The 24,175-nt window shown below is 47.7% G+C and carries 20 protein-coding genes and 3 pseudogenes; 21 read left to right on the forward strand and 2 right to left on the reverse strand.

Annotated features, from left to right (window positions below):
• Positions 1–191 precede the first annotated feature (191 nt).
• Positions 192–743: a hypothetical protein gene (locus PG888_RS01255; protein WP_270693388.1), complete on the reverse strand. Its 552-nt coding sequence runs from the start codon at positions 741–743 to the stop codon at positions 192–194.
• Between the two features lie 105 nt (positions 744–848).
• A complete protein-coding gene (locus PG888_RS01260) occupies positions 849–1,487 on the reverse strand; it encodes a TetR family transcriptional regulator (protein WP_263718743.1) in 639 nt (212 codons plus the stop codon).
• 140 nt (positions 1,488–1,627) lie between these two features.
• Here PG888_RS01260 and PG888_RS01265 point away from each other — a divergent pair, with 140 nt between their 5' ends.
• The 21 genes and pseudogenes from PG888_RS01265 to PG888_RS01365 all read left to right on the forward strand — a co-directional run bounded on the left by PG888_RS01265 (position 1,628) and on the right by PG888_RS01365 (position 24,148).
• The gene (locus tag PG888_RS01265) at positions 1,628–2,821 is read left to right on the forward strand and encodes an efflux RND transporter periplasmic adaptor subunit (protein ID WP_270693389.1); all 1,194 of its coding nucleotides are present in this window, start codon (positions 1,628–1,630) and stop codon (positions 2,819–2,821) included.
• 17 nt (positions 2,822–2,838) lie between these two features.
• Positions 2,839–5,988 carry an efflux RND transporter permease subunit gene (locus PG888_RS01270; protein ID WP_103252179.1) on the forward strand — a complete coding sequence of 1,050 codons (3,150 nt, stop codon included), beginning with the start codon at positions 2,839–2,841 and terminating at the stop codon, positions 5,986–5,988.
• Positions 5,989–6,734: 746 nt separating this feature from the next.
• The gene (wecA, locus tag PG888_RS01275; RefSeq protein WP_270693390.1) at positions 6,735–7,802 is read left to right on the forward strand and encodes a UDP-N-acetylglucosamine--undecaprenyl-phosphate N-acetylglucosaminephosphotransferase; all 1,068 of its coding nucleotides are present in this window, start codon (positions 6,735–6,737) and stop codon (positions 7,800–7,802) included.
• A 105-nt stretch (positions 7,803–7,907) separates the two neighbouring features.
• Positions 7,908–8,993 carry a dTDP-glucose 4,6-dehydratase gene (gene rfbB / locus PG888_RS01280; RefSeq protein ID WP_270693391.1) on the forward strand — a complete coding sequence of 362 codons (1,086 nt, stop codon included), beginning with the start codon at positions 7,908–7,910 and terminating at the stop codon, positions 8,991–8,993.
• Positions 8,993–9,880, forward strand: coding sequence for a dTDP-4-dehydrorhamnose reductase (rfbD, locus tag PG888_RS01285; RefSeq protein ID WP_005352822.1), 888 nt, complete (start codon positions 8,993–8,995; stop codon positions 9,878–9,880). Before rfbB ends, rfbD begins: the two co-directional genes overlap by 1 nt.
• Positions 9,881–9,992: 112 nt before the next feature.
• Positions 9,993–10,871 carry a glucose-1-phosphate thymidylyltransferase RfbA gene (gene rfbA / locus PG888_RS01290; protein ID WP_270693392.1) on the forward strand — a complete coding sequence of 293 codons (879 nt, stop codon included), beginning with the start codon at positions 9,993–9,995 and terminating at the stop codon, positions 10,869–10,871.
• 62 nt (positions 10,872–10,933) lie between these two features.
• A complete protein-coding gene (gene rfbC / locus PG888_RS01295; protein WP_270693393.1) occupies positions 10,934–11,476 on the forward strand; it encodes a dTDP-4-dehydrorhamnose 3,5-epimerase in 543 nt (180 codons plus the stop codon).
• Between the two features lie 8 nt (positions 11,477–11,484).
• Entirely contained in the window at positions 11,485–11,883 is a 399-nt protein-coding gene (locus PG888_RS01300; protein WP_270693394.1) for a sugar 3,4-ketoisomerase, read from the forward strand.
• Positions 11,865–12,341, forward strand: coding sequence for a GNAT family N-acetyltransferase (locus PG888_RS01305; protein WP_270693395.1), 477 nt, complete (start codon positions 11,865–11,867; stop codon positions 12,339–12,341). The genes PG888_RS01300 and PG888_RS01305 overlap by 19 nt, the downstream gene beginning before the upstream one ends.
• Entirely contained in the window at positions 12,331–13,272 is a 942-nt protein-coding gene (locus PG888_RS01310) for a GNAT family N-acetyltransferase (protein ID WP_270693396.1), read from the forward strand. Before PG888_RS01305 ends, PG888_RS01310 begins: the two co-directional genes overlap by 11 nt.
• On the forward strand, positions 13,265–14,386 hold the full coding sequence (locus PG888_RS01315; RefSeq protein ID WP_270693397.1) for a DegT/DnrJ/EryC1/StrS family aminotransferase: 1,122 nt from the start codon (positions 13,265–13,267) through the stop codon (positions 14,384–14,386). The genes PG888_RS01310 and PG888_RS01315 overlap by 8 nt, the downstream gene beginning before the upstream one ends.
• Positions 14,383–15,633 carry an O-antigen translocase gene (locus PG888_RS01320; RefSeq protein WP_143237780.1) on the forward strand — a complete coding sequence of 417 codons (1,251 nt, stop codon included), beginning with the start codon at positions 14,383–14,385 and terminating at the stop codon, positions 15,631–15,633. The genes PG888_RS01315 and PG888_RS01320 overlap by 4 nt, the downstream gene beginning before the upstream one ends.
• A gap of 11 nt (positions 15,634–15,644) precedes the next feature.
• Positions 15,645–16,682 (forward strand): hypothetical protein, encoded by a 1,038-nt coding sequence (locus tag PG888_RS01325; protein WP_270693398.1) that lies wholly within the window; start codon positions 15,645–15,647, stop codon positions 16,680–16,682.
• A 3-nt stretch (positions 16,683–16,685) separates the two neighbouring features.
• Positions 16,686–17,684, forward strand: coding sequence for an EpsG family protein (locus tag PG888_RS01330; RefSeq protein ID WP_270693399.1), 999 nt, complete (start codon positions 16,686–16,688; stop codon positions 17,682–17,684).
• A gap of 209 nt (positions 17,685–17,893) precedes the next feature.
• Positions 17,894–18,751 carry a glycosyltransferase gene (locus PG888_RS01335; RefSeq protein WP_270693400.1) on the forward strand — a complete coding sequence of 286 codons (858 nt, stop codon included), beginning with the start codon at positions 17,894–17,896 and terminating at the stop codon, positions 18,749–18,751.
• A gap of 256 nt (positions 18,752–19,007) precedes the next feature.
• Positions 19,008–19,366: pseudogene (locus PG888_RS01340) on the forward strand (IS1634 family transposase); the annotation flags it as partial.
• A gap of 140 nt (positions 19,367–19,506) precedes the next feature.
• Positions 19,507–20,373: pseudogene (locus PG888_RS01345) on the forward strand (IS5 family transposase).
• A gap of 55 nt (positions 20,374–20,428) precedes the next feature.
• A pseudogene (locus PG888_RS01350) lies at positions 20,429–20,665 on the forward strand (IS1634 family transposase); the annotation flags it as partial.
• Between the two features lie 119 nt (positions 20,666–20,784).
• A complete protein-coding gene (locus PG888_RS01355) occupies positions 20,785–21,903 on the forward strand; it encodes a glycosyltransferase family 4 protein (protein WP_270693401.1) in 1,119 nt (372 codons plus the stop codon).
• A 52-nt stretch (positions 21,904–21,955) separates the two neighbouring features.
• Positions 21,956–22,969 carry an NAD-dependent epimerase gene (locus PG888_RS01360; protein WP_270693402.1) on the forward strand — a complete coding sequence of 338 codons (1,014 nt, stop codon included), beginning with the start codon at positions 21,956–21,958 and terminating at the stop codon, positions 22,967–22,969.
• 12 nt (positions 22,970–22,981) lie between these two features.
• Positions 22,982–24,148: a nucleotide sugar dehydrogenase gene (locus PG888_RS01365; protein ID WP_270693403.1), complete on the forward strand. Its 1,167-nt coding sequence runs from the start codon at positions 22,982–22,984 to the stop codon at positions 24,146–24,148.
• The last annotated feature ends 27 nt before the right edge of the window (positions 24,149–24,175 follow it).

Genomic DNA, 24,175 nt, shown 5'->3' on the forward strand with positions numbered 1-24,175 from the left:
AGGAAATCCGGATTTGGTTGTATTGTCTGTTTTGTTATTAAATTTTGATATTAATCACACTTTTTAACACGTAAGCCGTGTTATGTCTGCCTTTTCTGCGTTAACGCCGAGTTAAATATTGTCGAAGGTCAAGATCGCCGACTAGCTGTCGGCTTGGCGTTGAACTGGAAAATCCGTGATGAATTAGATCGTTAGGTCGCCTGATGATCGCCATGCAGCAACATGACGTACTGGCTGGCGTGTTGACCTGTCCATGATGGCGTGTTGGTCGAGGCGGTTTCCATCGGCGCCAGTTGCAGCGCTATCCCGGATGTGGTGACCAGTTGCTGTAGCTGAGCGTCAGTTATCTTGCCGCTTGGCGGCAGGGGGAAGCAGAGCGGAGCGCCCGCTTTGAGCAGGGTCGCCAGCTGTTGCAACAGTGGGACAAGGGTGGCCGCGTCGCTATCAAGCGGGCGGCTCAGCCAGATGCCATCGTAAGGGAGCACCGAGTGCATCTTCGCCAGTGGGCAGACCCGCACCGCTTGCCCGGATTGCTGTGAGGCAACTCTGGCGTCGGCCAGCACAGCTTCACAGGCAGTGACTATATACCCTTCTGCACGCAGCCAGCACAGATCCTCCCCCGTACCGCACTGACCATTGAGCAGGTGAGCACCGGGTTTGAGGCGCGCCACAAAGGCAGCTCGAACGTGGGCGTGCTGGTCGTTAAATGGCCGGGAAGCGGGGATGGCGTCAGAGTGTGGCACAGGGGTTACCTCAAGCAGGGGGCGCACAGGGTAACAAATCGGGGCCTGACTGCCAAAACGCGCGGTCAGTCCCCGATTTGGATGTGAGGACGTTGCCGGAGCCGGTTAGCGGCCGCAGGCAGGCCCGTGGGGCTGGGCCAGCATGGTGAACATGCTCTCTATCAGGAAGGCGGATTCGCCCTGCAGGTCTATCCGCCCCGGAAAGTGGAGCCAGTTGATGATGTAGCCATCCAGAGTGCAGTGGAGCAGGGTGGCGGCGCGCTGCAGGTTGAGGTTGGCGGGCAGTTGGCCCCGCCGTACCGCGTTGGCCAGGGTGGTCTCCAGGTCTCGAAAGAAGTTGGCGGACTGGCTGCGGATATGCTCGCGCAGTGAGATGGCTTCCCCCTCCAGCGATTCGAGATTGAACAGTATGGTAAACATCTGCCGCTGGGCCGGATTGTGAATGAAGCTGTGGAGCACCCCTTCGAAGAAGAGGCGCAGTTGCCCCAGCGGATCCGGCTCATCTGGGTTGAGGCAGGCATCGAGCTGGTGGGCGAGGGGGCTGCAGAGTTCCTGCCAGAGCGAAATGAAGAGTTCATCCTTGTTCTTGAAGTGCCAATAGATGGCCCCGCGGGTCAGGTCTGCCGCTTTGGCGATGTCGGTCAGGCTGGTCTTGGCCAGGCCCTGAGAGCAGAACAGATCCAGCGCCGTGCTCATGATGTGGCAGCGGGTTTGCTGCGCCTCTTCTTTGGTTCGTCTGGCCATCGAAATTTGTGCCTCATGCAAGCAAAAAGTCACTTACATACATTTATGAATGTATGTATATTGCCTCATCTTTCGACTATTTACCAACAGGGCCCATGTGGCCCTGATTGTTCATTGACTGGCAAAGGCTCAGGTGTTTCATGCATAAACATATTCTTGCTCGTTCAGTTGGTCTTGCCTTGCTGGCTACAGGCTTGCTGGCAGGTTGTGGTGACAAGGGGGGCGCACCCCAGGGACAGGGCGGCATGCCCCCCGCGGCGGTCAACGTGGTGACCCTGCAGAGCGGTCCGCTGATGTTGACTACCGAGTTGACCGGCCGCAGTGCCCCGCTGCGGGTGGCCGAAGTGCGTCCGCAGGTGAGCGGCATCATCCTCAAGCGCCTCTTTACCGAGGGAAGCGATGTGAAGGCGGGCGATCTGCTCTATCAGATCGACCCGGCTGTCTATCAGGCGGCGGTTGCCAGCGCCAAGGCCAATCTGGCCAAGGCCGAGGCCAACGAGCAGAGTGCCCGCCTCAAGGCGCAGCGCTATCAGGAGCTGCTCAAGGTCAAATCCATCAGCCGTCAGGACTATGACGACGCCGACGCCAGCTGGAAGCAGGCCAAGGCGGAGATCATGGCGAGTAAGGCGGCTTTGCGTACTGCCGAGATCAATCTCGGTTACACCCGCATCACAGCCCCCATCAGTGGCCGCATCGGTAAATCCGCGGTGACCGAGGGGGCGCTGGTGACTGCCCAGCAGGCTGACAGCCTGACCGCCATTCAGCAGCTCGATCCCATGTATGTGGATGTGCGTCAGTCCACCGCCGATCTGCTGCGCCTCAAGCGACTGGTCGCCGAGGGCAAGCTGACCCAGGACGAGCAGAAAGGGGCCAAGGTGACCTTCCAGCTGGAAGATGGCTCCACTTATGGCGAAGAGGGCTCGTTGCAGTTCTCCGATGTAACCGTGGATGAGACCTCCGGCATGGTGACCCTGCGGGTGATTGTGCCCAACCCTCACCAGCTGCTGCTGCCCGGCATGTTTATGCGCGCCACCCTGCAAGAGGGCGAGCGGGCGCAAGGGCTGCTGGTGCCGCAAACTGCCGTGACTCGCACCCCCAATGGCGGCGCCACCGTGATGGTGGTAACCGCTGACAACAAGGTGGAGCTGCGCAACGTGCAACTGAGCCGGGTCGTCGGCAGCAACTGGGTGGTGGAGTCAGGGCTCACCTCCGGCGAGCGGGTGATCGTGGCTGGCTTGCAGAAAGTACGACTGGGCGCCGTGGTCAATCCCGCCGAGCAGGGTGCTGATGCACCGTCTGCTCAAGCCGCGTCCAACACCCCGGCCAACAAGTAGGATGGAGTAGTCGCTTCATGGCTCGATTTTTTATAGACAGACCCATTTTTGCCTGGGTGATCGCGCTGGTGATCATGCTGGCGGGCAGCCTGGCCATCATCAAATTGCCGGTCGCCCAGTACCCGAGCATTGCGCCGCCTGCTGTCGGTATTTCCGCCAGCTATCCGGGCGCATCCGCCAAAACGGTGGAAGACTCGGTGACCCAGATCATCGAACAGAACATGACCGGGCTGGATCACCTGCTCTACATGTCCTCCCAGTCTGACTCCGCGGGGCGGGTGTCGGTGACCCTCACCTTCCAGCCGGGGACCGATCCCGATATTGCCCAGGTGCAGGTGCAGAACAAGCTGCAGCAAGCGATGTCGCTGCTGCCGCAAGAGGTTCAGCAGCAGGGGATCCGGGTGCAGAAGACCTCCAGCAGCTTCCTGATGGTCGCGGCCTTCATCTCCAGTGATGGCTCGATGAACAACGACGATCTGGCGGACTATGTGGTCTCCAACATCAAGGAGCCTCTGAGTCGTCTGGACGGGGTAGGGGATATCACCTTGTTCGGCAGCCAGTACTCCATGCGGGTGTGGCTCGATCCCAACAAGCTCAACCGGGTGCAGATGACACCGGGTGATGTGCAGGCGGCCATCAAGGCGCAGAACGCCCAGGTGGCGTTCGGCAAGCTGGGTGGCACACCATCGGTGGAAGATCAGCAGTTCACCGCCACCATCATGGGGCAAACCCGGCTCTCTACCGTGGAGCAGTTCAACGACATCCTGCTGCGGGTGAATCAGGATGGCTCCAAGGTACGGCTGAAAGATGTGGCTCGGGTCGAGCTGGCGGGCGAAAGCTATGACGCCGATGCGCTCTACAACGGCCAGTCTACCGCCGCGGTTGCCATCAAGCTGGCGACCGGCGCCAATGCGCTGGATACCGCCGAGAAGGTGCGTGCCAAGCTCAATGAGCTGTCGGATTACTTCCCGGCCAACATGGAGATCGTCTACCCCTACGACACCACGCCGTTTGTGAAGATCTCCATCGAGGAGGTGGTGCAGACCCTGATCGAGGCGATCTTCCTGGTGTTCTGCGTCATGTATCTGTTCTTGCAGAACTTCCGCGCCACCCTGATCCCGACCATCGCGGTGCCTGTGGTGCTGCTCGGTACCTTCGGGGTGATGGCGGCGTTCGGCTTCTCCATCAACACTCTCACCATGTTCGGTATGGTGCTGGCCATCGGCCTGCTGGTGGATGACGCCATCGTGGTGGTGGAGAACGTGGAGCGGCTGATGAGCGAGGAGGATCTCTCCCCGCTGGAAGCGACCCGCAAGTCGATGACCCAGATCACCGGCGCGCTGGTGGGGATTGCCCTGGTGCTCTCCGCCGTGTTCGTGCCGATGGCCTTCTTCGGCGGCTCGACCGGCGCCATCTATCGCCAGTTCTCATTGACCATCGTCTCGGCCATGGTGCTGTCGGTGCTGGTGGCGTTGATCCTGACCCCGGCGCTCTGTGCCACCCTGCTCAAGCCGATGAAACATGGCGAGTTTGGGGCCAAGCGCGGCTTCTTTGGCTGGTTCAACCGCGCCTTTGATGCCGGTACCAACCGCTATCAGAGCGGTGTGCGCAAGGTGATCAAGCAGGGTGTGCGCTATAGCCTGATCTACGGCGCCATGCTGGCGGTACTGGCAGTGCTCTTTATGCGGATGCCCACCTCCTTCCTGCCGGAAGAGGATCAGGGGGTCATCATGTCCATGGTGCAACTGCCGGTGGGGGCCACCAAGCAGCGCACCGAGGTGGTGCTGGCGGACATGCGCGACTACTTCCTGAAAAACGAGAAGGATAATGTCGATTCTGTGCTGACCGTATCCGGCTTCAGCTTCGCCGGTAGTGGCCAGAACGCGGGGATGGCCTTTATCAAGCTCAAGGACTGGAGCGAGCGCAAGAGCCCGGATCGCAGCGCCAATGCCATCATCGGCCGCGCCATGGGCTATCTGTTCAGCATCAAGGAGGCGCAAGTGTTCGCCTTTAACCTGCCTCCGATCCCGGAGCTGGGTACGGCGACCGGTTTTGACTTCTTCCTGCAGGATCGCGGCGGTATCGGTCACGACAAGCTGATGGCGGCGCGTAACCAGCTGCTCGGCATGGCGGCGCAGGATCCCACTTTGGTGCGAGTGCGTCCGAACGGGATGGAAGATACGCCGCAGCTCGATATCAAGATCGATTACGAGAAGGCGCTGGCGCAGGGGCTATCCATCGCGGATATCAACAACACCCTGGCCACCGCCTGGGGCTCGTCCTACGTTAATGACTTCGTTGACCGTGGCCGGATCAAGAAGGTCTACATGCAGGCGGATGCCCCCTTCCGGATGAACCCGGAAGATCTGAAACTCTGGTATGTGCGCAACAGTGCCGGTCAGATGGTGCCCTTCTCCGCCTTTGCCAGCACCGAGTGGAGCTTCGGTTCGCCCCGTCTGGAACGCTACAACGGCGTGCCGGCGATGGAGATCGTCGGTGAAGCAGCGCCCGGCAAGAGTACCGGTGATGCGATGGCCGCCATCGAGCAGATGGTGAAACAGCTACCGGAAGGGGTGGGTATCGAGTGGACCGGGCTCTCCTTCCAGGAGCGTCAGGCCGGTTCACAGGCACCTGCGCTCTACGCGATCTCGCTGCTGGTGGTGTTCCTCTGCCTTGCGGCCCTCTACGAGAGCTGGAGCATCCCCTTCTCGGTGATGCTGGTGGTGCCGCTCGGGGTTCTGGGGGCCATTGTGGCTGCCACCCTGCGCGGGCTGGAGAACGACGTCTACTTCCAGGTCGGTCTGCTCACCACCATAGGCTTGTCGGCAAAAAACGCGATTTTGATCGTGGAATTTGCCAAAGAGCTCTACGACAAAGGGATGAGCTTGGGTGAGGCGGTGGTGGAGGCGGCGCGTCTGCGTCTGCGGCCGATCCTGATGACCTCGCTCGCCTTTATCCTCGGGGTGCTGCCGCTGGTAATCAGCTCTGGCGCAGGTGCCAGCAGCCGTAACGCCATCGGTACCGGCGTGATGGGGGGGATGATCAGTGCCACCGTGCTGGCCATCTTCTTCGTGCCGCTCTTCTTTGTGTTGGTGATGCGCTACTTCACTAGCCACAAGAGTAAAGAGGCGCGCATGGCTGCAGCAGTTGAGTCAAAAGGTGACTGATGGCATGCAGGTTTAGCTAATTTGAACAGAGTTCAATAAATCGCCAGCCAGCTTTGGTCTGGCTGACAATCAAACAGGGCTACCCCATGGGTTGCCCTGTTTTTCTTAGCTGGTTGATGTCGAGAGGTTCATTTTACCGGTTGCTTAAATAATTAACAGAGAGTTCAAGCTGCCTGTTACAAGCCTTGTGTTCAGCTTGAAATTGCTCCCAATGAGGTAATTTTTGCTGTTCATATGGGGGGGATACGAGCTAGAATCCTAGTTCAAGTCGGGTCTGTCCGGTGTGCAATGGCGCGATAGATTTGTGATAGCGCCTAGCGATGCATGCCCCCAAAGTACAATTAAATGCTGGAGGACATGATGGCCAACAGCTTGAGCAATGTGGTTAAAATCAGCGAACTGGGGGCTGCAACCCAGTGCGGTAGCCATGCTTATGCGTTTTTAACCATTTCTGTCACCACGTTTTTTAGTTTAAACTTAGCTTTAAATTCAATATTGTTTAAAAGTTTTTGTTGTTTGAATGTTTTTTTAATAATATCTACATCCTTTTTTTGTTTATTTAATTAGGGAAGTGTATCACTAGTTTAAATAGCCAGGAAAAATAATTTTTTGATGATGTTAGTAGCTTTATGGTGAAAAATATTCAACGAACGAAAAATTGAATTTTTTAATAATAGATAAGATGTGCTCAAGCTAGCTAGGATATGGCTTGTGTGCAAGTGAAGGGATAAAACAGGAATCAAATAATGGAGATGTCAGGTATTATTGCCTTTCTTGGCACTGCAATAGCGATCGTGTTTTTACGGCCAATCGCAGGTAAGTTGCAACTTGTTGACCTTCCTAATCAGCGAAAACAGCACGTGGGGGCTATCCCATTGATTGGGGGGCTTGCAGTGAGTATAGGTGTATATCTAAGTGTATTTATTACTATGCATCTTTCACTTACGCTGGTTATGTTATTATTTTGTGCAGGAGCTATGGTTGTGATTGGTGCGGTAGATGATGCACTTGATATTTCACCAAGGCTGCGTTTGGGTTTGCAGGCATTCCTTATAGTTCTTTTATGTTTATCTACCGGTGTGGGTCTACACCACTTTGGTGACTTAGTGGGGCTGGGTAATATTAGCCTCCCTTGGGGTGAGGTTTTTGTTACTGTACTTGCTGTTTGTGCAGCGGTTAACGCCTTTAACATGATGGATGGCATTGATGGCCTTGCTGGCTCAATGGCCGGGATAAGCTTGGTCGGCTTGGCTACTTTGTTCAGCAATACCATGCCCGATATGGCCAACTTCTGTTTAGTAATCGCGATTGCGTTGGTACCCTATCTGGCGATCAACCTCACCATCCCCCCCTTTAAACACAAAATTTTTATGGGTGACGCAGGCTCAATGTTTTTGGGCTTTATAATCGGATTTTTAGTGATTTATGGTTCACAAGTCACTGAACAACACCCAGCATTCAGACCTGTAATGGCCCTGTGGCTAATGGGATTGCCGCTGATCGACATGGTCGGAATTATGATCCGGCGTATTCGGAAAGGTCAATCCCCACTCAAGGCTGACCGTAATCACCTTCATCATATCTTGTTGCATGCCGGATTTACTCATCGTGAAGCATTGTTGCTAATGGTCGTTACCAACCTTGGCATAGTTTTCATGGGCATTTTGGCTGAAATGGCAAAATTACCTGAATGGTTAATGATGGTTATCTACTTGGGGTTGTTTGCAAGTTATACCATATCTCTTAATTATGCATGGCGAGTAGGACGTTGGATAAAGAACAGTAAAAATCAAGTAAGTAACAACAGTAATTGACCCTTACCTAGGTGTTGTCAAGCTGAGGCTAAGGTATATATTATTCATTGTTTATTTTATCTTTCATAAATTTGTATTTAACTTCAACATGGCCTAATAAAGAGAATGAAAATACTCGTTACTGGTGGCGCAGGCTTTATCGGCTCTGCTGTTGTGCGCCATATCATCCGTGATACTCAGGATGCCGTTATCAATCTCGATAAACTCACCTATGCCGGCAATCTGGAATCCCTGGCCGATGTATCGACAAGCGATCGTTATGCCTTCGAACAAGTAGATATCTGCAACCGTGCCGAGCTGGATCGGGTGTTTGCCCTGCACCAGCCGGATGCCGTGATGCATCTGGCCGCCGAGAGCCACGTTGACCGCTCCATTACCGGGCCGGCTGATTTTATCGAGACCAATATCGTTGGCACCTATATGTTGCTGGAAGCGGCTCGCGCTTACTGGAACGGTCTGGACGAGGTGCGCAAGGCGGCCTTCCGCTTCCACCATATCTCCACTGACGAGGTGTATGGTGACCTGCCCCATCCGGATGAAGTAGCCGTCGGTGAACCATTGCCGCTCTTTACCGAGACCACCCCCTACGCCCCCAGCAGCCCTTATTCTGCCTCCAAGGCTTCCAGCGACCATCTGGTGCGCGCCTGGCGCCGCACCTATGGTCTGCCCACCATAGTCACCAACTGCTCCAACAACTACGGCCCATACCACTTCCCTGAGAAGCTGATCCCGCTGGTCATTCTTAACGCGCTGGATGGCAAGCCGTTGCCTGTCTATGGCAAAGGCGACCAGATCCGTGACTGGCTCTATGTGGAAGACCACGCGCGCGCGCTCTACAAGGTGGTGACCACGGGCTTGGTCGGGGAGACCTACAATATCGGCGGCCATAACGAGAAGCAGAATCTGGAGGTGGTACACACCATCTGCGATCTGCTGGACGAGATGGTGCCGAAGGCGGGCTCTTATCGTGAGCAAATCACCTATGTGGCGGATCGCCCTGGCCACGATCGCCGCTATGCCATCGATGCGACAAAGATGAGTGCCGAACTGGATTGGCAACCGAAAGAGACCTTTGAATCCGGTATTCGCAAAACTGTGCAGTGGTATCTGGATAACCAGCAGTGGGTCAGCAACGTCAAGAGCGGTGCCTACCAGTCTTGGATTGAGCAGAATTACGGGGAACGTGCCTGATGCATATCCTGCTGTTTGGCAAGAACGGCCAGGTAGGCTGGGAGCTGCAGCGTGCACTGGCCCCGCTGGGCCGTATCACCGCCGTTGATTTTGATTCCAGCGACTATTGCGGTGATTTCAGCAACCCGGCAGGGGTGGCCGAAACGGTACGTCTGGTCAAGCCGGACGTGATTGTCAACGCCGCGGCCCATACCGCAGTCGACAAGGCGGAGAGCGAGCGTGAATTTGCCGAGCTGCTCAACGCGACCAGCGTGGCGGCGATAGCCAAAGAAGCGGAAGCATTGGGTGCCTGGTTGGTGCATTACTCCACCGACTATGTGTTCGATGGCCGCGGTGAGCGCCCCTGGGTGGAAACCGATGCGACTGCACCGCTTAACGTCTACGGCGAAACCAAGCTGGCGGGTGAGCAAGGTGCGTCCCTCTGCTCCCGTCATCTGATCTTCCGTACCAGCTGGGTCTATGCCGCCCGCGGCGCCAACTTTGCCAAGACTATGCTGCGCTTTGGCAAAGAGCGTAGCGAGATGTCAGTCATCAATGACCAGTTCGGCGCACCGACCGGCGCCGAGTTGCTGGCCGATTGCACCGCCCATGCGATCCGTGTTGCGCAGAGTAAACCCGAGGTCGCCGGGCTGTACCATCTGATTGCCTCTGGTACAACAACCTGGTTTGACTACGCCCAGCTGGTGTTTGCCAAAGCCAGAGAAGCCGGCGTTGAACTGGCTGTGACACAGCTCAATGCGGTGCCGACCAGTGCCTTCCCGACCCCGGCCAAACGCCCCCATAACTCCCGCCTTGATACTGGTAAATTCCAGCGCACCTTCGATCTGGTGCTGCCGGAGTGGACAGTCGGTGTGGAGCGGATGTTGACCGAGATCCTCGGTAAGTAAATTACTGGCCTGGGATGTAGTGACTGCCTCCCTGGCTGGCAGGGATAAAACAGGAAGGTGTGGGCGCAAGCCACCCTTTTCTTTTGCAATTTAAAAATAAGAAACAAGCATCATGACCAAACGTAAAGGCATTATTCTGGCCGGTGGCTCGGGCACCCGTCTCTATCCTGTGACCATGGCGGTGAGCAAGCAGCTGCTGCCCATCTATGACAAGCCGATGATCTACTACCCGCTCAGCACCCTGATGCTGGCGGGGATTCGCGATATTTTGATCATCAGTACGCCGCAAGATACTCCCCGCTTTGAGCAATTGCTGGGTGATGGCAGCCAGTGGGGTCTGAACTTGCAATACAAGGTACAGCCAAGTCCGGACGGGTTGGCCCAGGCCTTTATTCTGGGTGAAGGGTTTATCGGGTCAGACCCCTGTGCATTGGTGCTGGGGGACAACATCTTCTACGGCCACGACCTGCAGAAACAGTTGGAAGCCGCAGCGGCCAAAGAGAGCGGAGCAACCGTCTTTGCTTACCACGTGCATGACCCTGAGCGTTATGGGGTCGTGGAATTTGATAAAGAGGGTACCGCTATCTCTCTGGAGGAGAAGCCACTGGAGCCCAAGAGCAACTATGCGGTGACCGGCCTCTATTTCTACGACAACAGCGTGGTGGAGATCGCCAAGAGCCTGAAGCCGTCGCCCCGTGGTGAGCTGGAAATTACCGATGTGAACCGTATCTACCTGGAGCAAGGCAATCTGTCGGTGGCTATGATGGGCCGTGGTTATGCCTGGCTGGATACCGGTACCCATGAAAGCCTGATTGAAGCGAGCAACTTTATTCAGACCATCGAGACCCGTCAGGGGTTGAAAGTCGCTTGCCCGGAAGAGATCGCCTTCCGCCAGAAGTTTATTAGTGCCGACCAGATACATGAGCTTGCTGCGCCATTGGCGAAGAATGCCTATGGACAATATTTGTTAAGAATGGTTGCCAAAGCCTGATGTGATATAGGGGGAGAAAATAATCTCCCCCCATCAAAATTGAATGCAATGTGGATACACCGATGAATGTAATCAAGACAGCGATTCCTGACGTGCTTATTTTTGAGCCAAAGGTATTTGGAGATGAGCGTGGTTTTTTCTTTGAGAGTTTCAACCACAAGTCGTTTGAAGAGGCCGTAGGGTATCCGGTGACTTTTGTGCAGGATAATCACTCCAAATCGTCGAAAGGGGTATTGCGTGGCTTGCACTATCAATTACCTCCCCATGCCCAGGGCAAGCTGGTGCGCTGTGTAGCGGGTGAAGTATTTGATGTGGCAGTTGATATCAGAAAAAGTTCTCCGACATTTGGCCTGTGGATCGGCATGCATCTATCTGCTGAAAATAAGCGACAATTGTGGATTCCAGAAGGGTTTGCTCATGGATTTCTTACCTTGAGTGAAACGGCGGAGTTTCTCTATAAGACAACTGATTATTACAATCCACAATGTGAACGCGCGATTTTATGGAGCGATAGAGATCTGGGGATTGATTGGCTATCTGATAATGTGTTTATGTCGGATAAAGACAAGCTAGCGACAGAGTTTAAAAACGCAGATTTATTTTAAGGTATTTTATGCTCATAAAATTATTGGATTTTAATATTCTTGGCGACGAAAGAGGGCAGCTAGTTGCGATAGAAGGCAACCGTTACATACCGTTTGATATTAAGCGTGTTTATTATTTGTTCGGAACCAAGCCTGGTGTAGCTAGAGGCTTTCATGCCCATAAAAAACTAAAACAACTTGCTGTTTGTATTAAAGGGTCATGCCGTTTTGTTATGGATGATGGAAATAATAAGGAGGAGGTTATATTGTCAACCCCAGATAAAGGGTTGTTGATTGATGCAATGCAATGGCATGAAATGTACGATTTTTCTGATGATTGCGTGCTAATGGTGTTGGCTGATCAGATTTATGATGAGTCAGACTATATCCGTGATTATGGGGAGTTCAAATGTTTAGTGAACGGTTAGAACTAGTTACCTATTCTCGCGAATTTTTAGATTTATCTTGGCATTGGTTAAATGACCCTGAAATTAAAAAGCTTACCGGTACACCCACCTTTACAAGGCAGCAGCAAGAAGAATTTTTTGTAAGTCTGCCAAGGTCTAATTACCTTGTATGGGGCTTGATGTATCAAAAAAAGCCTATCGGTGTAATAGGCTTGAAAAATATTGATAATGTAAGCGCAGAATATTTTGGTTATATAGGTGAAAAAAATTTCTGGGGAAAGGGACTATTCTCAAAAATTTTAGCTCTGGTTATATGTGAGTGCAAAAAATTAAGTATTAATTATGTTTATTTGCGTGTGGCTGTAGATAACCATATGGCAAATAAATCTTACATTAAAAATGGTTTTATGATTGAGCCTGATAAATGCACAGATGAGCAAAATTACATGTCGATGAAAGTGAGCAGTTATGCTAGTTAAAAAATACAGCAGTGCTGACAAAAAAATATGGGATGAGTTTGTATTTCTTGCAAAAAACAAGCATTTTTTCTTTTTTAGAGATTTTATGGAGTATCATTCTGATAGATTCAATGATCACTCACTAATGTTCTTTGACGACAGTCAAAAGTTACTTGCTATTTTGCCAGCAAATCATGCTGATGATAAGTTATACTCTCATCAGGGGTTGACATTTGGCGGACTTATCATCAAGTCATCAGCAAAGCAAAAAGAAATCAATGGAATTTTTGAAGAGATCCCTGAATATCTTAAAAAGAATGGTTTTTCTAGTCTGATATATAAAAAGATCCCTTATATCTATCATTCATTCCCTTGTGATGAAGACTTGTACTCATTGTTCAGGATAAATTCGAATGTTGTTCGGCGAGATGTGTCATCAACAATAAAGATGAATAGTCAGATAAAATACTCAAAAGGGCGGAAGTGGATTGTAAAAAAATCAAACTCTTGCGGGGTTGTATACAAAGAATCTGATAATGTTTCGGCGTTTTGGTCTAACTTAACTGATGTATTGATGTCCGTTCATGGGGCCAAACCGGTTCACTCTTATGATGAGATATCTGCACTTAAAAAAGCATTCCCTGAAAATATAAAAGTATTTTCAGCATCACTCGATGGCGAGCAAGTTGCTGGGGCAGTAATATTTATCACTGACACCGTTGCTCACACACAGTATCTTTATAATACCGTTGCTGGGAGAGATATCGGGGCGTTAGACGGATTAGTTGATTATTTGGTTAAAACAGTGTTTGTTGATAAAGAATATTTTGACTTCGGTATTTCCAATGAACAGCAAGGTCGCTACCTTAATGAGGGTTTGATTTCCCAGAAGGAAGGTTTTGGTGCTAGAGCTGTAGTGCATGATTTTTACGAGATTAAAGCAAATGATTAACTTCCTCGATTTAAAGGCCATCAACAACCAATACCAGCAAGAGCTCAAAGATGCCTGCGCCCAAGTTATTGACTCAGGCTGGTATATTATGGGCAATGAACTGACCAAATTTGAAACGGAATTTTCTACTTATTGCGGCACCAAGCACGTGATTGGTGTCGCCAATGGGCTGGATGCGTTAATCCTCACCCTGCGCGCTTGGAAGGAATTAGGCAAACTGAAAGCCGGTGACGAGGTGATTGTCCAAGCTAATACCTATATTGCCTCTATCTTAGCCATTACAGAAAATGATTTGATACCGGTTTTAGTTGAGCCTAATCAATCAACTTATAATCTCGATGGCAAAAATATTGCTGCTGCAATCACTTCCAAGACAAAAGCTATCTTGCCCGTCCATTTATATGGCCAATTATCACCAATGCCAGAAATTATGGCTATAGCCAAACAGCATAACTTGTTGGTGCTGGAAGATTGTGCTCAGGCACACGGTGCCGAGATTAATGGCAAACGAGCTGGTAACTGGGGTGATGCTGCTGGCTTTAGCTTTTACCCGGGTAAAAATCTTGGTGCGTTGGGAGATGCTGGTGCCATTACAACTAATGATGATGAACTTGCACAGACTCTGAAAGCTTTACGTAATTATGGTTCTCATAAAAAGTATGAAAACCTCTATCAAGGGGTAAATAGCCGTCTTGATGAAATGCAAGCCGCCATGCTGCGCGTCAAGTTACGCCATTTAGAGGCCGAAACTGCCCGCCGCCAACAGATTGCCGCTATGTATTGTGAGGGGATCTGCAACCCGCGCATCATATTACCACTCGATGCAGCTGCATTTGCCATCCAACATTACAAGCAACATGTTTGGCACCTGTTTGTTGTGCGTTGTGAACAGCGCGAAGCCCTGCAACGGCACTTAGCTGAAAATGAAATTCAAACCTTAATTCATTATCCCATTCCGCCGCACAAACAGCAGGCGTATCAACAATATGCCGATATGCAGCTGCCGCTAACCGAACAAATTCACCAGCAAGTGCTCTCAATTCCGCTGGATCCAACTATGAGTGATGCCACGGTTAAGCAAGTGATAGCTGCTATCAATGAGTTTGCTGGATGAAGCGTTTACTCAAAGTCACCGCCATGACGGGGTTATTAACCTTGCTACGTATGGCGATGGGATTTGTGATTGCCAAGGTGGTGGCCATTTATACTGGCCCCACTGGCTTAGCAATGCTCGGACAAGTACAGAGCATGGTCGGCAGCTTTAATGGCATAATTAATGCCCCAGCCGGTAGCGGAGTAGTGCGTTTTACTGCTGAGTATAAAGAGCAAGGCTTTGATGCCTGTGCCCCTTGGTGGCGCTCTGCACTGCAATGGGTGCTGATTATCTCTGCTATTGCCATTCCTGGTGGCTTACTATTAGCTAAACAGATCGCGGCTTGGTTATTTCAAGATAAAGCTCTGGCCTGGGTTGTGATGACTACAGTAAGCGTGTTGCCATTCGCTGCTATCGGCACCTTGTGTAATTCGGTAATTAATGGCCAGCAGTTATATCGCCGTTATGTCGGTCTTGGTATGATCTCGGTGCTGATCTCGGGCGGCGTAATGCTGGGCCTGATTGCTTGGAAAAATATTGAGGGTGCACTATTAGCCGCCTCAGTGCAAGCCGCTTTGATTGGTGTGGTGATGTTAATTGCTAACCTGCGCCAGCCTTGGTTTAAGCTGCGTTACTGGTGGGGTGCGGTAGAGCCCAAAGCGCGCAAGCAAATCGGCGGTTATATGCTGATGGCAATCACTACTGCCTTGACCGCGCCGGTATCAATGATCTTGGTGCGTAATATTTTAATTGACCAAGTAGGTTGGGATGCTACAGGTCAATGGCAGGCGGTTTATAAAATCTCTGAAGTCTATTTAGGGGTGATCACTATGGCACTTGGCTCTTATTATTTGCCTCGTTTGGCATCTCTGACGGGTGTTGATGCCATCGTTGAGGAAATTCATAGAACGATACGCATAATTATACCAATTGTAGCTATTATGGCTCTGGCTGTATATTTTTTACGAGATGTTGCAATATCTTTGTTGTTTACAGAAGAGTTTCGCAGTGCTCGTGAACTTTTTGCAGTTCAACTTTTTGGGGATATTATAAAAATAACAGCTTTTTTGTTTGCATATCCTATGATTTCACGAGGAGCAACAAAATGGTTTTTAGTTTCAGAGGTTGTTTTTTCTACAAGCCTTGTATTGTTAACATATTTTATCGTCCTTAATTTAGGCCTGAGTGGTGTAACGTTAGCGTATTGTACAAATTATTTTTTATATCTTTTATTTTTGATTGTAAATGTGAAAAAATATTCAAAATAAATGGGTTGTTTATGGGTAAAATATTAGTTTTAATCCCTCTTGTTAATGGCTTTGGTCGTTCAGGTGGTTATAGAGTGATTTCAAAAATCACTGATGGGTTGCAGAAGTCTGGAAAATTTGATGTACATATAATAACACCATCAGAAAAAGCCAAGCCTTACTATCATACTTCAGCTAAAATTCATGCTATTAATAGTACTGGCGTTAGCAAGTTAAGTGTCATGTTTTCTATGATTATGACTGCTAGAAGATTTAAACCTGATGTATTAGTTTTAACTTCAAACATTACAGCTTATATTGGTTTGTTTGTGGCGGTTAAAAGGAAAAAAATATACTACATACAAGCAAATGAAGTGAATTTTTACAAGGGGTTTTTCAGAAAGCTTTTAGCTGGAGTAACTTACTTTTTTCCATTTGAAAAAGTAATTAATAATAAGAGCCTTCTGCTCGTTGGCGGTGGTCAATATGACGTAATTCCTCCTGGAATAGATACTGAGTTATTTTACAGCAAGAAATGTTCATCTAGAATATCAAATATTGGCTTAATCGGTCGAGAGGAGCCTCATAAAGGCACGATAGAAACAATAATAGCAATATCAGATTTTATATGTAGAAATAAATTGGAAGATGACGTTTGCGTCAATATAGGAATTTATTTGCCTGATGAAGCTAAAGATGTGCTGGTCAATAGTGGAGTTTCATTTAGACATGTAAAGATTGAAAGTGAGGATGAATTGTCCTCTTTTTATAGAATGAATGAGCTTTTCGTTGCTATAGGTAAAGTAGAGTATGGTGCTTTTCATTATCCATGCGCAGAAAGCATGGCATGCTGTGACTTGGTCATTTCTTGTTATTCACCATTGACTGAAAGAAATACAGTTTTTAAAATGCAAAGTTTTGACATTAAAGACTTAAAGAATAAATTGAATTTGGCATTTTCAATTAAATTACATGATATTGAAAAAGAGAAGCATGAAAACAATAGTGTATTAGATGAGTTTTCTTGGGTGAAAATAATAAAAATGTTTGAAGAGTTAATTATGAGATAAATAATGAAAAAAAGTGACGTATTCAATAGCATTATATTTGTTCCAATATTGGGGTGTTTTTTTGTTTTTACTGCTTTAAATTCACAAGGTCCAGACTATTATAATTATCTATTGATGATAGATAGAATATGTGCTGAAGATGGACTTCTATCCAAAGTGCTTTCTGCAAAGGACCCTTTTTTTGGCTTTGTTGTTTGGTTAATCAACCCGGAAACAAGAAGTTCATACTATCAAGTATTTTTATTTTTGTTTTTTATCGTTTTTGTTTCTAGGTTGATTTTAATTAAAAAGCTCAGATTTGGTTTTTATCCTTATATTTTTATCTATATAGTTTTTCTTTCGCCTGGTTTGGACTTCGCAGCAGTTAGAGCACTTACGGGACTTTCATTTCTGTTGATCTATCTATCTTTAGAGAAAAAATATAGTTTTCTGTTGTTGCTTTCTGTGCTTAGTCACTTATCTATGGCGCTGCCCGCATTTTATTTATTTAAGCCTGTTGATTTTCTCTTAAAAAGAGTTGGTTATTATAGGTTCTTGTTATGCATGTTTGTCTGTTTGTTTGTTTTTTCTGGATTAATAAGTTTTATTCCACAGACACAGCATTATATTAATGAAGAATCATCACTGTTTTCTATCGCCCGTGGATTGATTTTATTTGCAATGCTAAATTTTTTTTTATATAGATGCAAAAACAGTGCTAATCAATTCACTCTAAGCTGTGTAAAACTTTCCATATATCTAAGTGTTGTTTCATTAGGTTTTGTCAGTTTTGGTTTGGTAATGTATAGATTTTTTGAAATGTCTGTTTTTGTTTCTTTAATTGGTTTCTTCTCAGCTAATTATAATTTTTATTGCAATAAGTTAAATTTATTTACTTTGTTTTCATTTTTGATATTTATCATGATTTGCTTTACCTATCGAAATATTAAAAGTGATATATGGTATTTGATTTATGATTATGATATGACGGTTATTACTGACTACATATTGCTTTTTTTCTAGGTGGACAGAGTATGTTTGTTTTTACGAAATATGATGTTTCAGGTGCAAGTTCGAGAGTTAGGTTTTTCAATTATATCAAGTTTAAACTACTTTCATTTGATGCTAATATTAACTCGTTATTTAATGATGAGTATATATCTAATCTTTATAGTATGAGGGGTAACTCTTTTTTTTATGTTTTGAAGAGATATTGCATAAGAATTTTTTTTATGTTTGAAGCTATCTTTAAAAAAGATGATGGTTTAGTCTGGGTTGAAAAAGAACTATTCCCATATATACCTATCCCATTTGAATTATTATTTAAATTGTTTGGTAAGAAAGTTATTTACGATTTTGATGACGCAATATTCCATAATTACGATTCAAGGCTTTTTTCTTCTATTTTTAAATGGAAGTTCAAGGTCATGATGAAGAATTCCCATCTTGTTTTTGCAGGTAATGAATATCTATCTGATAAACTCAGTGGGATGGGAGCAAAAAATGTAGTTATATTACCTACTGTGATAGATGAAAATGTCACTAACATACCCAAACAAAAAACAAACAATCATAGATTAACAGTCGGTTGGATAGGGTCACCATCAACTCAGAAATACTTAGATATAGTTGATTCTGTTATAGTGAAACTCCAGAATGAATTTGAAGTTGACTTTTGTCTAATTGGCGCAAATGAAAATATAAAATTAAAGTCTAAGGTTAATATTCACAAGTGGTCAGAAGAAACAGAGTATCAACTGTTGAGCCAGTTTGATGTGGGTATTATGCCTTTATACGATTCTGATTTTGAAAGAGGGAAGTGTGGATTTAAGATATTGCAATATTTTGCTGTGTCTGTCCCTGTAGTTGCTTCTCCTGTTGGTGTTAACTCTAGTCTTATTGATAATGGCATTGATGGTTTTTTATGTTTTGATGAAAAAGATTGGTATGAAAAATTAAAACTTTTATTGGGAAGTGAAATTAAGAGAAGGGAGTTTGGTGGCGCTGGTAGGAGAAAAATTATAGACTATTATAACTATAGTGCTCAAGCTAAGAGAGTTAATGAATATATATCAAATAGCTGTTCCTGATTTCGGCACGTTACCCAGAGAGTTTCAGCTGTCATTTCGCACCTGATTTTTTCAGTACTTGACGGCAATAGGCCATTTTGATCTATTACTATCTTTTGCAGGTATATCATTATGGCTGCTCCCGCTATCTCTATTTGTAACCTCGATCAGCTTAGGTTTTGCTATACACCTTCTACTAAGGTAATCCCTCATTTTTTGGGCATTCAAAAGTAGAGGTGAAGTAGAGATGATGCAGCCTTTGCCAGCGCTATGCCCAGCTGAATTGGCCCGTTTTACCGCCAGCTTGATGCTGTTGCAACTGGATGCCGAGGTGGTGAGTGACCCCGTTTATGCCAATTGTGGCAGACCGAAAAAGGTGAAAGCTCCGATCAGCTATCAGTTCCGCATCAAGGGGGGCGGCAACCAGACCGGGGGGGCATTCTGGCGACCAATGACCACTACGAAACGCTGACCATGGCCAAGCTGTTGGCCACCTATAAGGCGCAGCATAATGTCGAGTGGGGCTTTCGCTTTCTCAAAAGCCTGGAATTTTTAACCTCCTCGCTGTACCTGAGAAAACCGGAGCGGATCGAAGCATTGCTGATGGTGATTACCTGTAGCTTGATGATTTACGCGGGGCGTTGTTTCCTAAATCGATGTAGCTTGAATGGAACTAATTGAAAACCCAGTGATCTGAACATCACTATCCCCCTCAAGTCTGCATCATGGGTAACGCGCTTCATCCCATCACCAACCGACCTTAATACAACAGCTCTCTGATTAACTGTGGCTCTCTCACTTTCTGGGTTGATATCGAGGCCATGGATAACTGGTTCCACCAAAACCATCACGGAAAACGGGGACGCAGCCAGCTCTATACCAACCAGAGCATCTGTACCTTCCTGATGCTCAAAGGGATTTTCAGCCTCACGCTGTGAGCTACTCAGGGGCTACTCGACTCCCTGTTCAAGCTGATGAATGTGCCGCTGTGTGCCCCGGATTACAGCCGTGTCAGCAAGCGTGCCCGCACGGTGAAGGTGGCCTATCGACAGCCCCCAAAGGGCAGTTCACTGACTTGGTTATCGACTCAACGGGTCTGAAAGTGTTTGGTGAAGGCGAGTGGAAAGTCAGAAAACACGGAGCTGAAAAACGCCGAGTCTGGCGTAAGTTGCATCTGGCAGTAGACCCAGCCACTCACGATATCGTAGCGGCGGATGCCTCGCTGGAGAATGTCCATGATGCCGAGGTGTTGCCCACCCTTGCTCAATCTCCTGCGTCGTGAGCTGGTGCGTGTTTATGCGGATGGGGCCTATGACAGCAAAGCCAGCCATCAGTTGATAGCGCGTAAAGGGGCGACGGCGTGTATTCCGCCTCGCAAGAACGCGGGACTATGGAAAAAGGGCTATCCGAGAAATAAGGCGGTGCTGGTGATGCCAAAGGAAGGATTGTCGCACTGGAAGAATATATCGGGGTATCACCGTCGTTCGCTAGCAGAGACAGCGAGATTGCGGTTAAAACAGTTAATTGCAGGCCAAATCACCCTGCGAAAATACAATGGTCAAGTGGGAGAAGTGATGGCGTATGTGAGCGCGATAAACAAACTGAACACCCTTGGTCTACCTGTAAGAAAGCCCCGAATGTAACACTCACTTGGGGCAGGAGGAGTAATGACTTACTGGCTGTTTTTGGCAACAATGCCTTTACGCGGCCCTGGAGAACCGGGTCCGGCAGGGATTAGTGGAGCAAAACCGCAGTATGGCGGATATGAAAAAGAAGCCGACCCAGCGGCCAACTGCCCGTTGGATCTTTTTGCGCTTTGGTGGCATCCATGAATATCTACTGGGAGACACGCCAGCACAGATAACGGAGCTGACAGGAGATCAGCAGATCATTTTGGAGGTATTGGGTGAGCGCTACCGGCAAATTTATTCATAAATCAGGTGCGGAGTGCCGGGTTATTCCTTTTTCGCGGATAAATTATTTACGTTTCTGACGGTAACTTAGACGCGGTTCTTGAAAGTTGATGTATTTATATAAAATAGTTGGATATCACATTGAATAAAGTCGCTATTTCATCGAATACCAGTTGGTATTTGTTTAACTTTCGTAAAAATACTATGTTGGCTCTAGTTAAGAGTGGGTATGAAGTTTTTGCGATTGCACCCAAGGATGAATATTCTAGTAAAATAGAGCAATTAGGCGTTAAATTCATTAATATTAATATAGAGCAAAGTGGAACAAATCCATTTAGTGATGTACAAACACTTTTGTCATTTGTAAACATCTTTAGGAAAAATAAAATTGATGTGGTTTTAAATTTTACGCCAAAGAACAACATTTACTCCACTCTTGCGGCCAAAATATGTGGTGTCAAAGTTATTAATAATATTGCTGGTCTTGGCATCTTGTTTATCAATGAAAGTCTGACATCTAAAATAGCTCATTTTTTATATAAAATAAGTCAACGATTTGCGGATAAGATTTTTTTCCAGAACGACGATGATCGAGAGTTGTTTTTACTAAATGGAATGGCCAAAAAAGAAGTGACTGACCGTTTACCCGGTTCTGGAGCCGATTTGGCAAGATTTACGGTGACGCCTTCTATTGACGATGGCGTCACTCGCTTCCTACTTATTGCTCGCATGTTATATGATAAAGGTATTGGGCATTACGTCGAGTCAGCAAGAATATTGAGGGGGAAGTACGGGAGCCGCGTTGAATTTAATCTGCTCGGTTTTCTTGATGTCAATAATCCATCTGCAGTAACAAAAGATCAAATGCAAGAATGGGTGAGTGAAGGTATTGTTAATTATCTAGGCACATCAGATAGTGTAGAAACAGAAATTGCAAAATCAGATTGTGTAGTCTTGCCATCATTTTATCGCGAAGGGGTGCCAAAATCTTTATTGGAAGCCGGAGCTATGGGCAAACCTATTGTAACTACCGATAATGTTGGGTGTAGAGAGACAGTTGACGATGGTGTTAACGGATTCCTGTGTGAGCCACGCAGTACAGCCAGCCTGGTTTCTCAGTTAGATCGTATTATTACTATGGGCCATCAAAGTAGAATCTCAATGGGACTGCTTAGTCGTCAAAAAATCGAGAATGAATTTGACGAGAAGATAATAATAGCCAAGTATCTTGAAGCAATACAAACTGTGCTTTTAAAATAATTCTTTCGCTGTGAAAGTGTCTTTTACATAAATGTAATAATTGGAAAGTAATATGAAATATTTAGTCACGGGTGCCGCAGGATTTATTGGTAGTGCTGTTAGTCAGCGTCTTTGTCAGCAAGGCCATACTGTTATCGGTATCGATAATCTGAATGATTATTACGATGTATCATTAAAAGAGAGCCGTCTGGCCCGACTGGCGGATGAAAGAAATTTTGTGTTTCGTAAAATTGATCTGGCCGATCGCGAGGCAATGGCGGAACTGTTTGCCAAAGAACATTTCGATCGGGTCATCCATCTGGCGGCGCAAGCCGGGGTGCGCTATTCCCTTGAGAATCCGTTTGCCTATGCAGACAGCAATCTGGTGGGTCACCTTGCCATTCTCGAAGGGTGTCGTCATAACGGTGTCAAACATCTGGTTTATGCCTCTTCCAGCTCTGTATATGGTATGAATGGCAAAATGCCATTTGCCACGACCGATGCGGTTGACCATCCGGTATCGCTTTATGCGGCGTCGAAAAAAGCCAATGAGTTGATGGCCCATACCTATTCACATCTGTATGGTATTCCGACCACTGGTCTGCGCTTTTTTACCGTCTATGGTCCTTGGGGTCGCCCGGATATGGCGCTGTTCAAGTTTACCAAGGCGATGCTGGCCGGCCAGCCCATCGATGTTTATAACAATGGCCAACTAAGCCGTGATTTTACCTATATCGACGATATCGTTGAGGGGATTTTGCGCATTGCAGATGTCGTTCCGGTGGCTAATCCTGACTGGCAGTCAGAGAAAGGCTCACCCGCTGACAGCAGTGCCCCTTATCGTATCTTCAATATCGGTAATGGCAGCCCGGTCAAATTGATGAGTTTTATTGATGCCCTTGAAAAGGCGCTGGGTATCGAGGCGATCAAAAATATGATGCCGATGCAAGCGGGTGATGTGTATGCAACTTGGGCGGATACTGAAGATATGTTCAAAACCACGGGTTATCGACCCGCCATGTCGGTTGAACAGGGGGTTCAGGCATTTGTCGATTGGTATAAAAATTATTATAAAGTTCAGCAGTAAGCGAGGTTAGCTGTGAAGATTGCTATTTGTGGTACAGGATATGTGGGCCTTTCCAACGCAGTATTACTGTCACAACACCATGAAGTGGTGGCCGTCGATGTGATTGCCAGCAAGGTTGAGATGATCAACCAGGGGCGCTCCCCTATTGTTGATAAAGAGATTGAGAGCTATCTAGCCAGCCGTGATCTGAATCTGCGATCCACCCTTAATAAAGAAGAGGCTTATCAAGGGGCTGACTTCGTTATCATCGCAACGCCAACTGATTATGATCCCGAAACCAATTACTTCAATACCAGTACGGTGGAGTCGGTAGTTAAGGATGTGATGGCGATTAATCCCGATGCGGTGATGGTGATCAAATCCACCATTCCGGTCGGCTTTACCGCTCGGCTGCGTGAAGAGTTGGGATGTGACAATCTTATTTTCTCGCCGGAGTTTTTGCGTGAAGGGCGCGCCCTTTACGACAACTTGCACCCGTCTCGCATTGTTGTGGGTGAACGGTCCGAGCGGGCTCACGTGTTTGCCAATTTGCTATTGGAAGGGGCGATCAAGAAAGATGTTCCCATGCTGTTTACCGACAGCACAGAGGCCGAGGCGATCAAGCTATTTGCCAATACCTATCTGGCGATGCGAGTTGCCTTTTTTAATGAGCTCGATACCTATGCCCAGCACCATGGCCTCGATAGTCGTCAGGTTATCGATGGTATTTGTCTGGACTCGCGTATTGGCAGCCATTATAACAATCCCTCATTTGGTTATGGCGGTTACTGCTTGCCGAAAGATACCAAGCAGTTGCTGGCCAACTACAGCCAGGTACCGAATAACCTGATCCGGGCTATTGTTGATTCCAATACCACGCGTAAGGATTTTGTCGCCGACTCGGTGATCCGCAAGAATCCAAAACGAGTGGGTGTCTATCGACTGGTGATGAAGGCGGGGTCCGATAATTTCCGAGCTTCTGCCATTCAAGGGGTGATGAAGCGGATCAAGGCGAAAGGGATTGAAGTGGTTATTTATGAGCCCACCTTGAACGAGCCCGAGTTTTTCCGCTCTAAAGTCATGACCGATCTGGCGCAATTCAAAGAGAGTTGTGATGTGATATTGGCCAACCGTATGGTTGAAGAGTTGAGCGATGTGACAGACAAGGTATATACCCGCGATCTGTTTGGTAGTGATTAAGATCAGCCACTGATATTTTTGCGTGTT

Origin of the sequence: Aeromonas sp. QDB23 (assembly GCF_027707745.1) — a bacterium.
GTDB classification, from domain to species: Bacteria; Pseudomonadota; Gammaproteobacteria; order Enterobacterales; family Aeromonadaceae; genus Aeromonas; species Aeromonas allosaccharophila.

Bases quoted from the DNA above. Each gene is read 5' to 3' on its own strand.
- rfbB (WP_270693391.1), top strand. From the start codon at position 7,908: ATGAAAATACTCGTTACTGGTGGCGCAGGCTTTATCGGCTCTGCTGTT.
- PG888_RS01305 (WP_270693395.1), top strand. From the start codon at position 11,865: ATGTTTAGTGAACGGTTAGAACTAGTTACCTATTCTCGCGAATTTTTA.
- PG888_RS01260 (WP_263718743.1), bottom strand. From the start codon at position 1,487: ATGGCCAGACGAACCAAAGAAGAGGCGCAGCAAACCCGCTGCCACATC.
- PG888_RS01265 (WP_270693389.1), top strand. From the start codon at position 1,628: ATGCATAAACATATTCTTGCTCGTTCAGTTGGTCTTGCCTTGCTGGCT.
- rfbD (WP_005352822.1), top strand. From the start codon at position 8,993: ATGCATATCCTGCTGTTTGGCAAGAACGGCCAGGTAGGCTGGGAGCTG.
- PG888_RS01360 (WP_270693402.1), top strand. From the start codon at position 21,956: ATGAAATATTTAGTCACGGGTGCCGCAGGATTTATTGGTAGTGCTGTT.
- PG888_RS01310 (WP_270693396.1), top strand. From the start codon at position 12,331: ATGCTAGTTAAAAAATACAGCAGTGCTGACAAAAAAATATGGGATGAG.
- PG888_RS01335 (WP_270693400.1), top strand. From the start codon at position 17,894: ATGTTTGAAGCTATCTTTAAAAAAGATGATGGTTTAGTCTGGGTTGAA.
- rfbA (WP_270693392.1), top strand. From the start codon at position 9,993: ATGACCAAACGTAAAGGCATTATTCTGGCCGGTGGCTCGGGCACCCGT.
- wecA (WP_270693390.1), top strand. From the start codon at position 6,735: ATGGAGATGTCAGGTATTATTGCCTTTCTTGGCACTGCAATAGCGATC.
- rfbC (WP_270693393.1), top strand. From the start codon at position 10,934: ATGAATGTAATCAAGACAGCGATTCCTGACGTGCTTATTTTTGAGCCA.
- PG888_RS01300 (WP_270693394.1), top strand. From the start codon at position 11,485: ATGCTCATAAAATTATTGGATTTTAATATTCTTGGCGACGAAAGAGGG.
- PG888_RS01330 (WP_270693399.1), top strand. From the start codon at position 16,686: ATGAAAAAAAGTGACGTATTCAATAGCATTATATTTGTTCCAATATTG.
- PG888_RS01320 (WP_143237780.1), top strand. From the start codon at position 14,383: ATGAAGCGTTTACTCAAAGTCACCGCCATGACGGGGTTATTAACCTTG.
- PG888_RS01270 (WP_103252179.1), top strand. From the start codon at position 2,839: ATGGCTCGATTTTTTATAGACAGACCCATTTTTGCCTGGGTGATCGCG.
- PG888_RS01315 (WP_270693397.1), top strand. From the start codon at position 13,265: ATGATTAACTTCCTCGATTTAAAGGCCATCAACAACCAATACCAGCAA.
- PG888_RS01325 (WP_270693398.1), top strand. From the start codon at position 15,645: ATGGGTAAAATATTAGTTTTAATCCCTCTTGTTAATGGCTTTGGTCGT.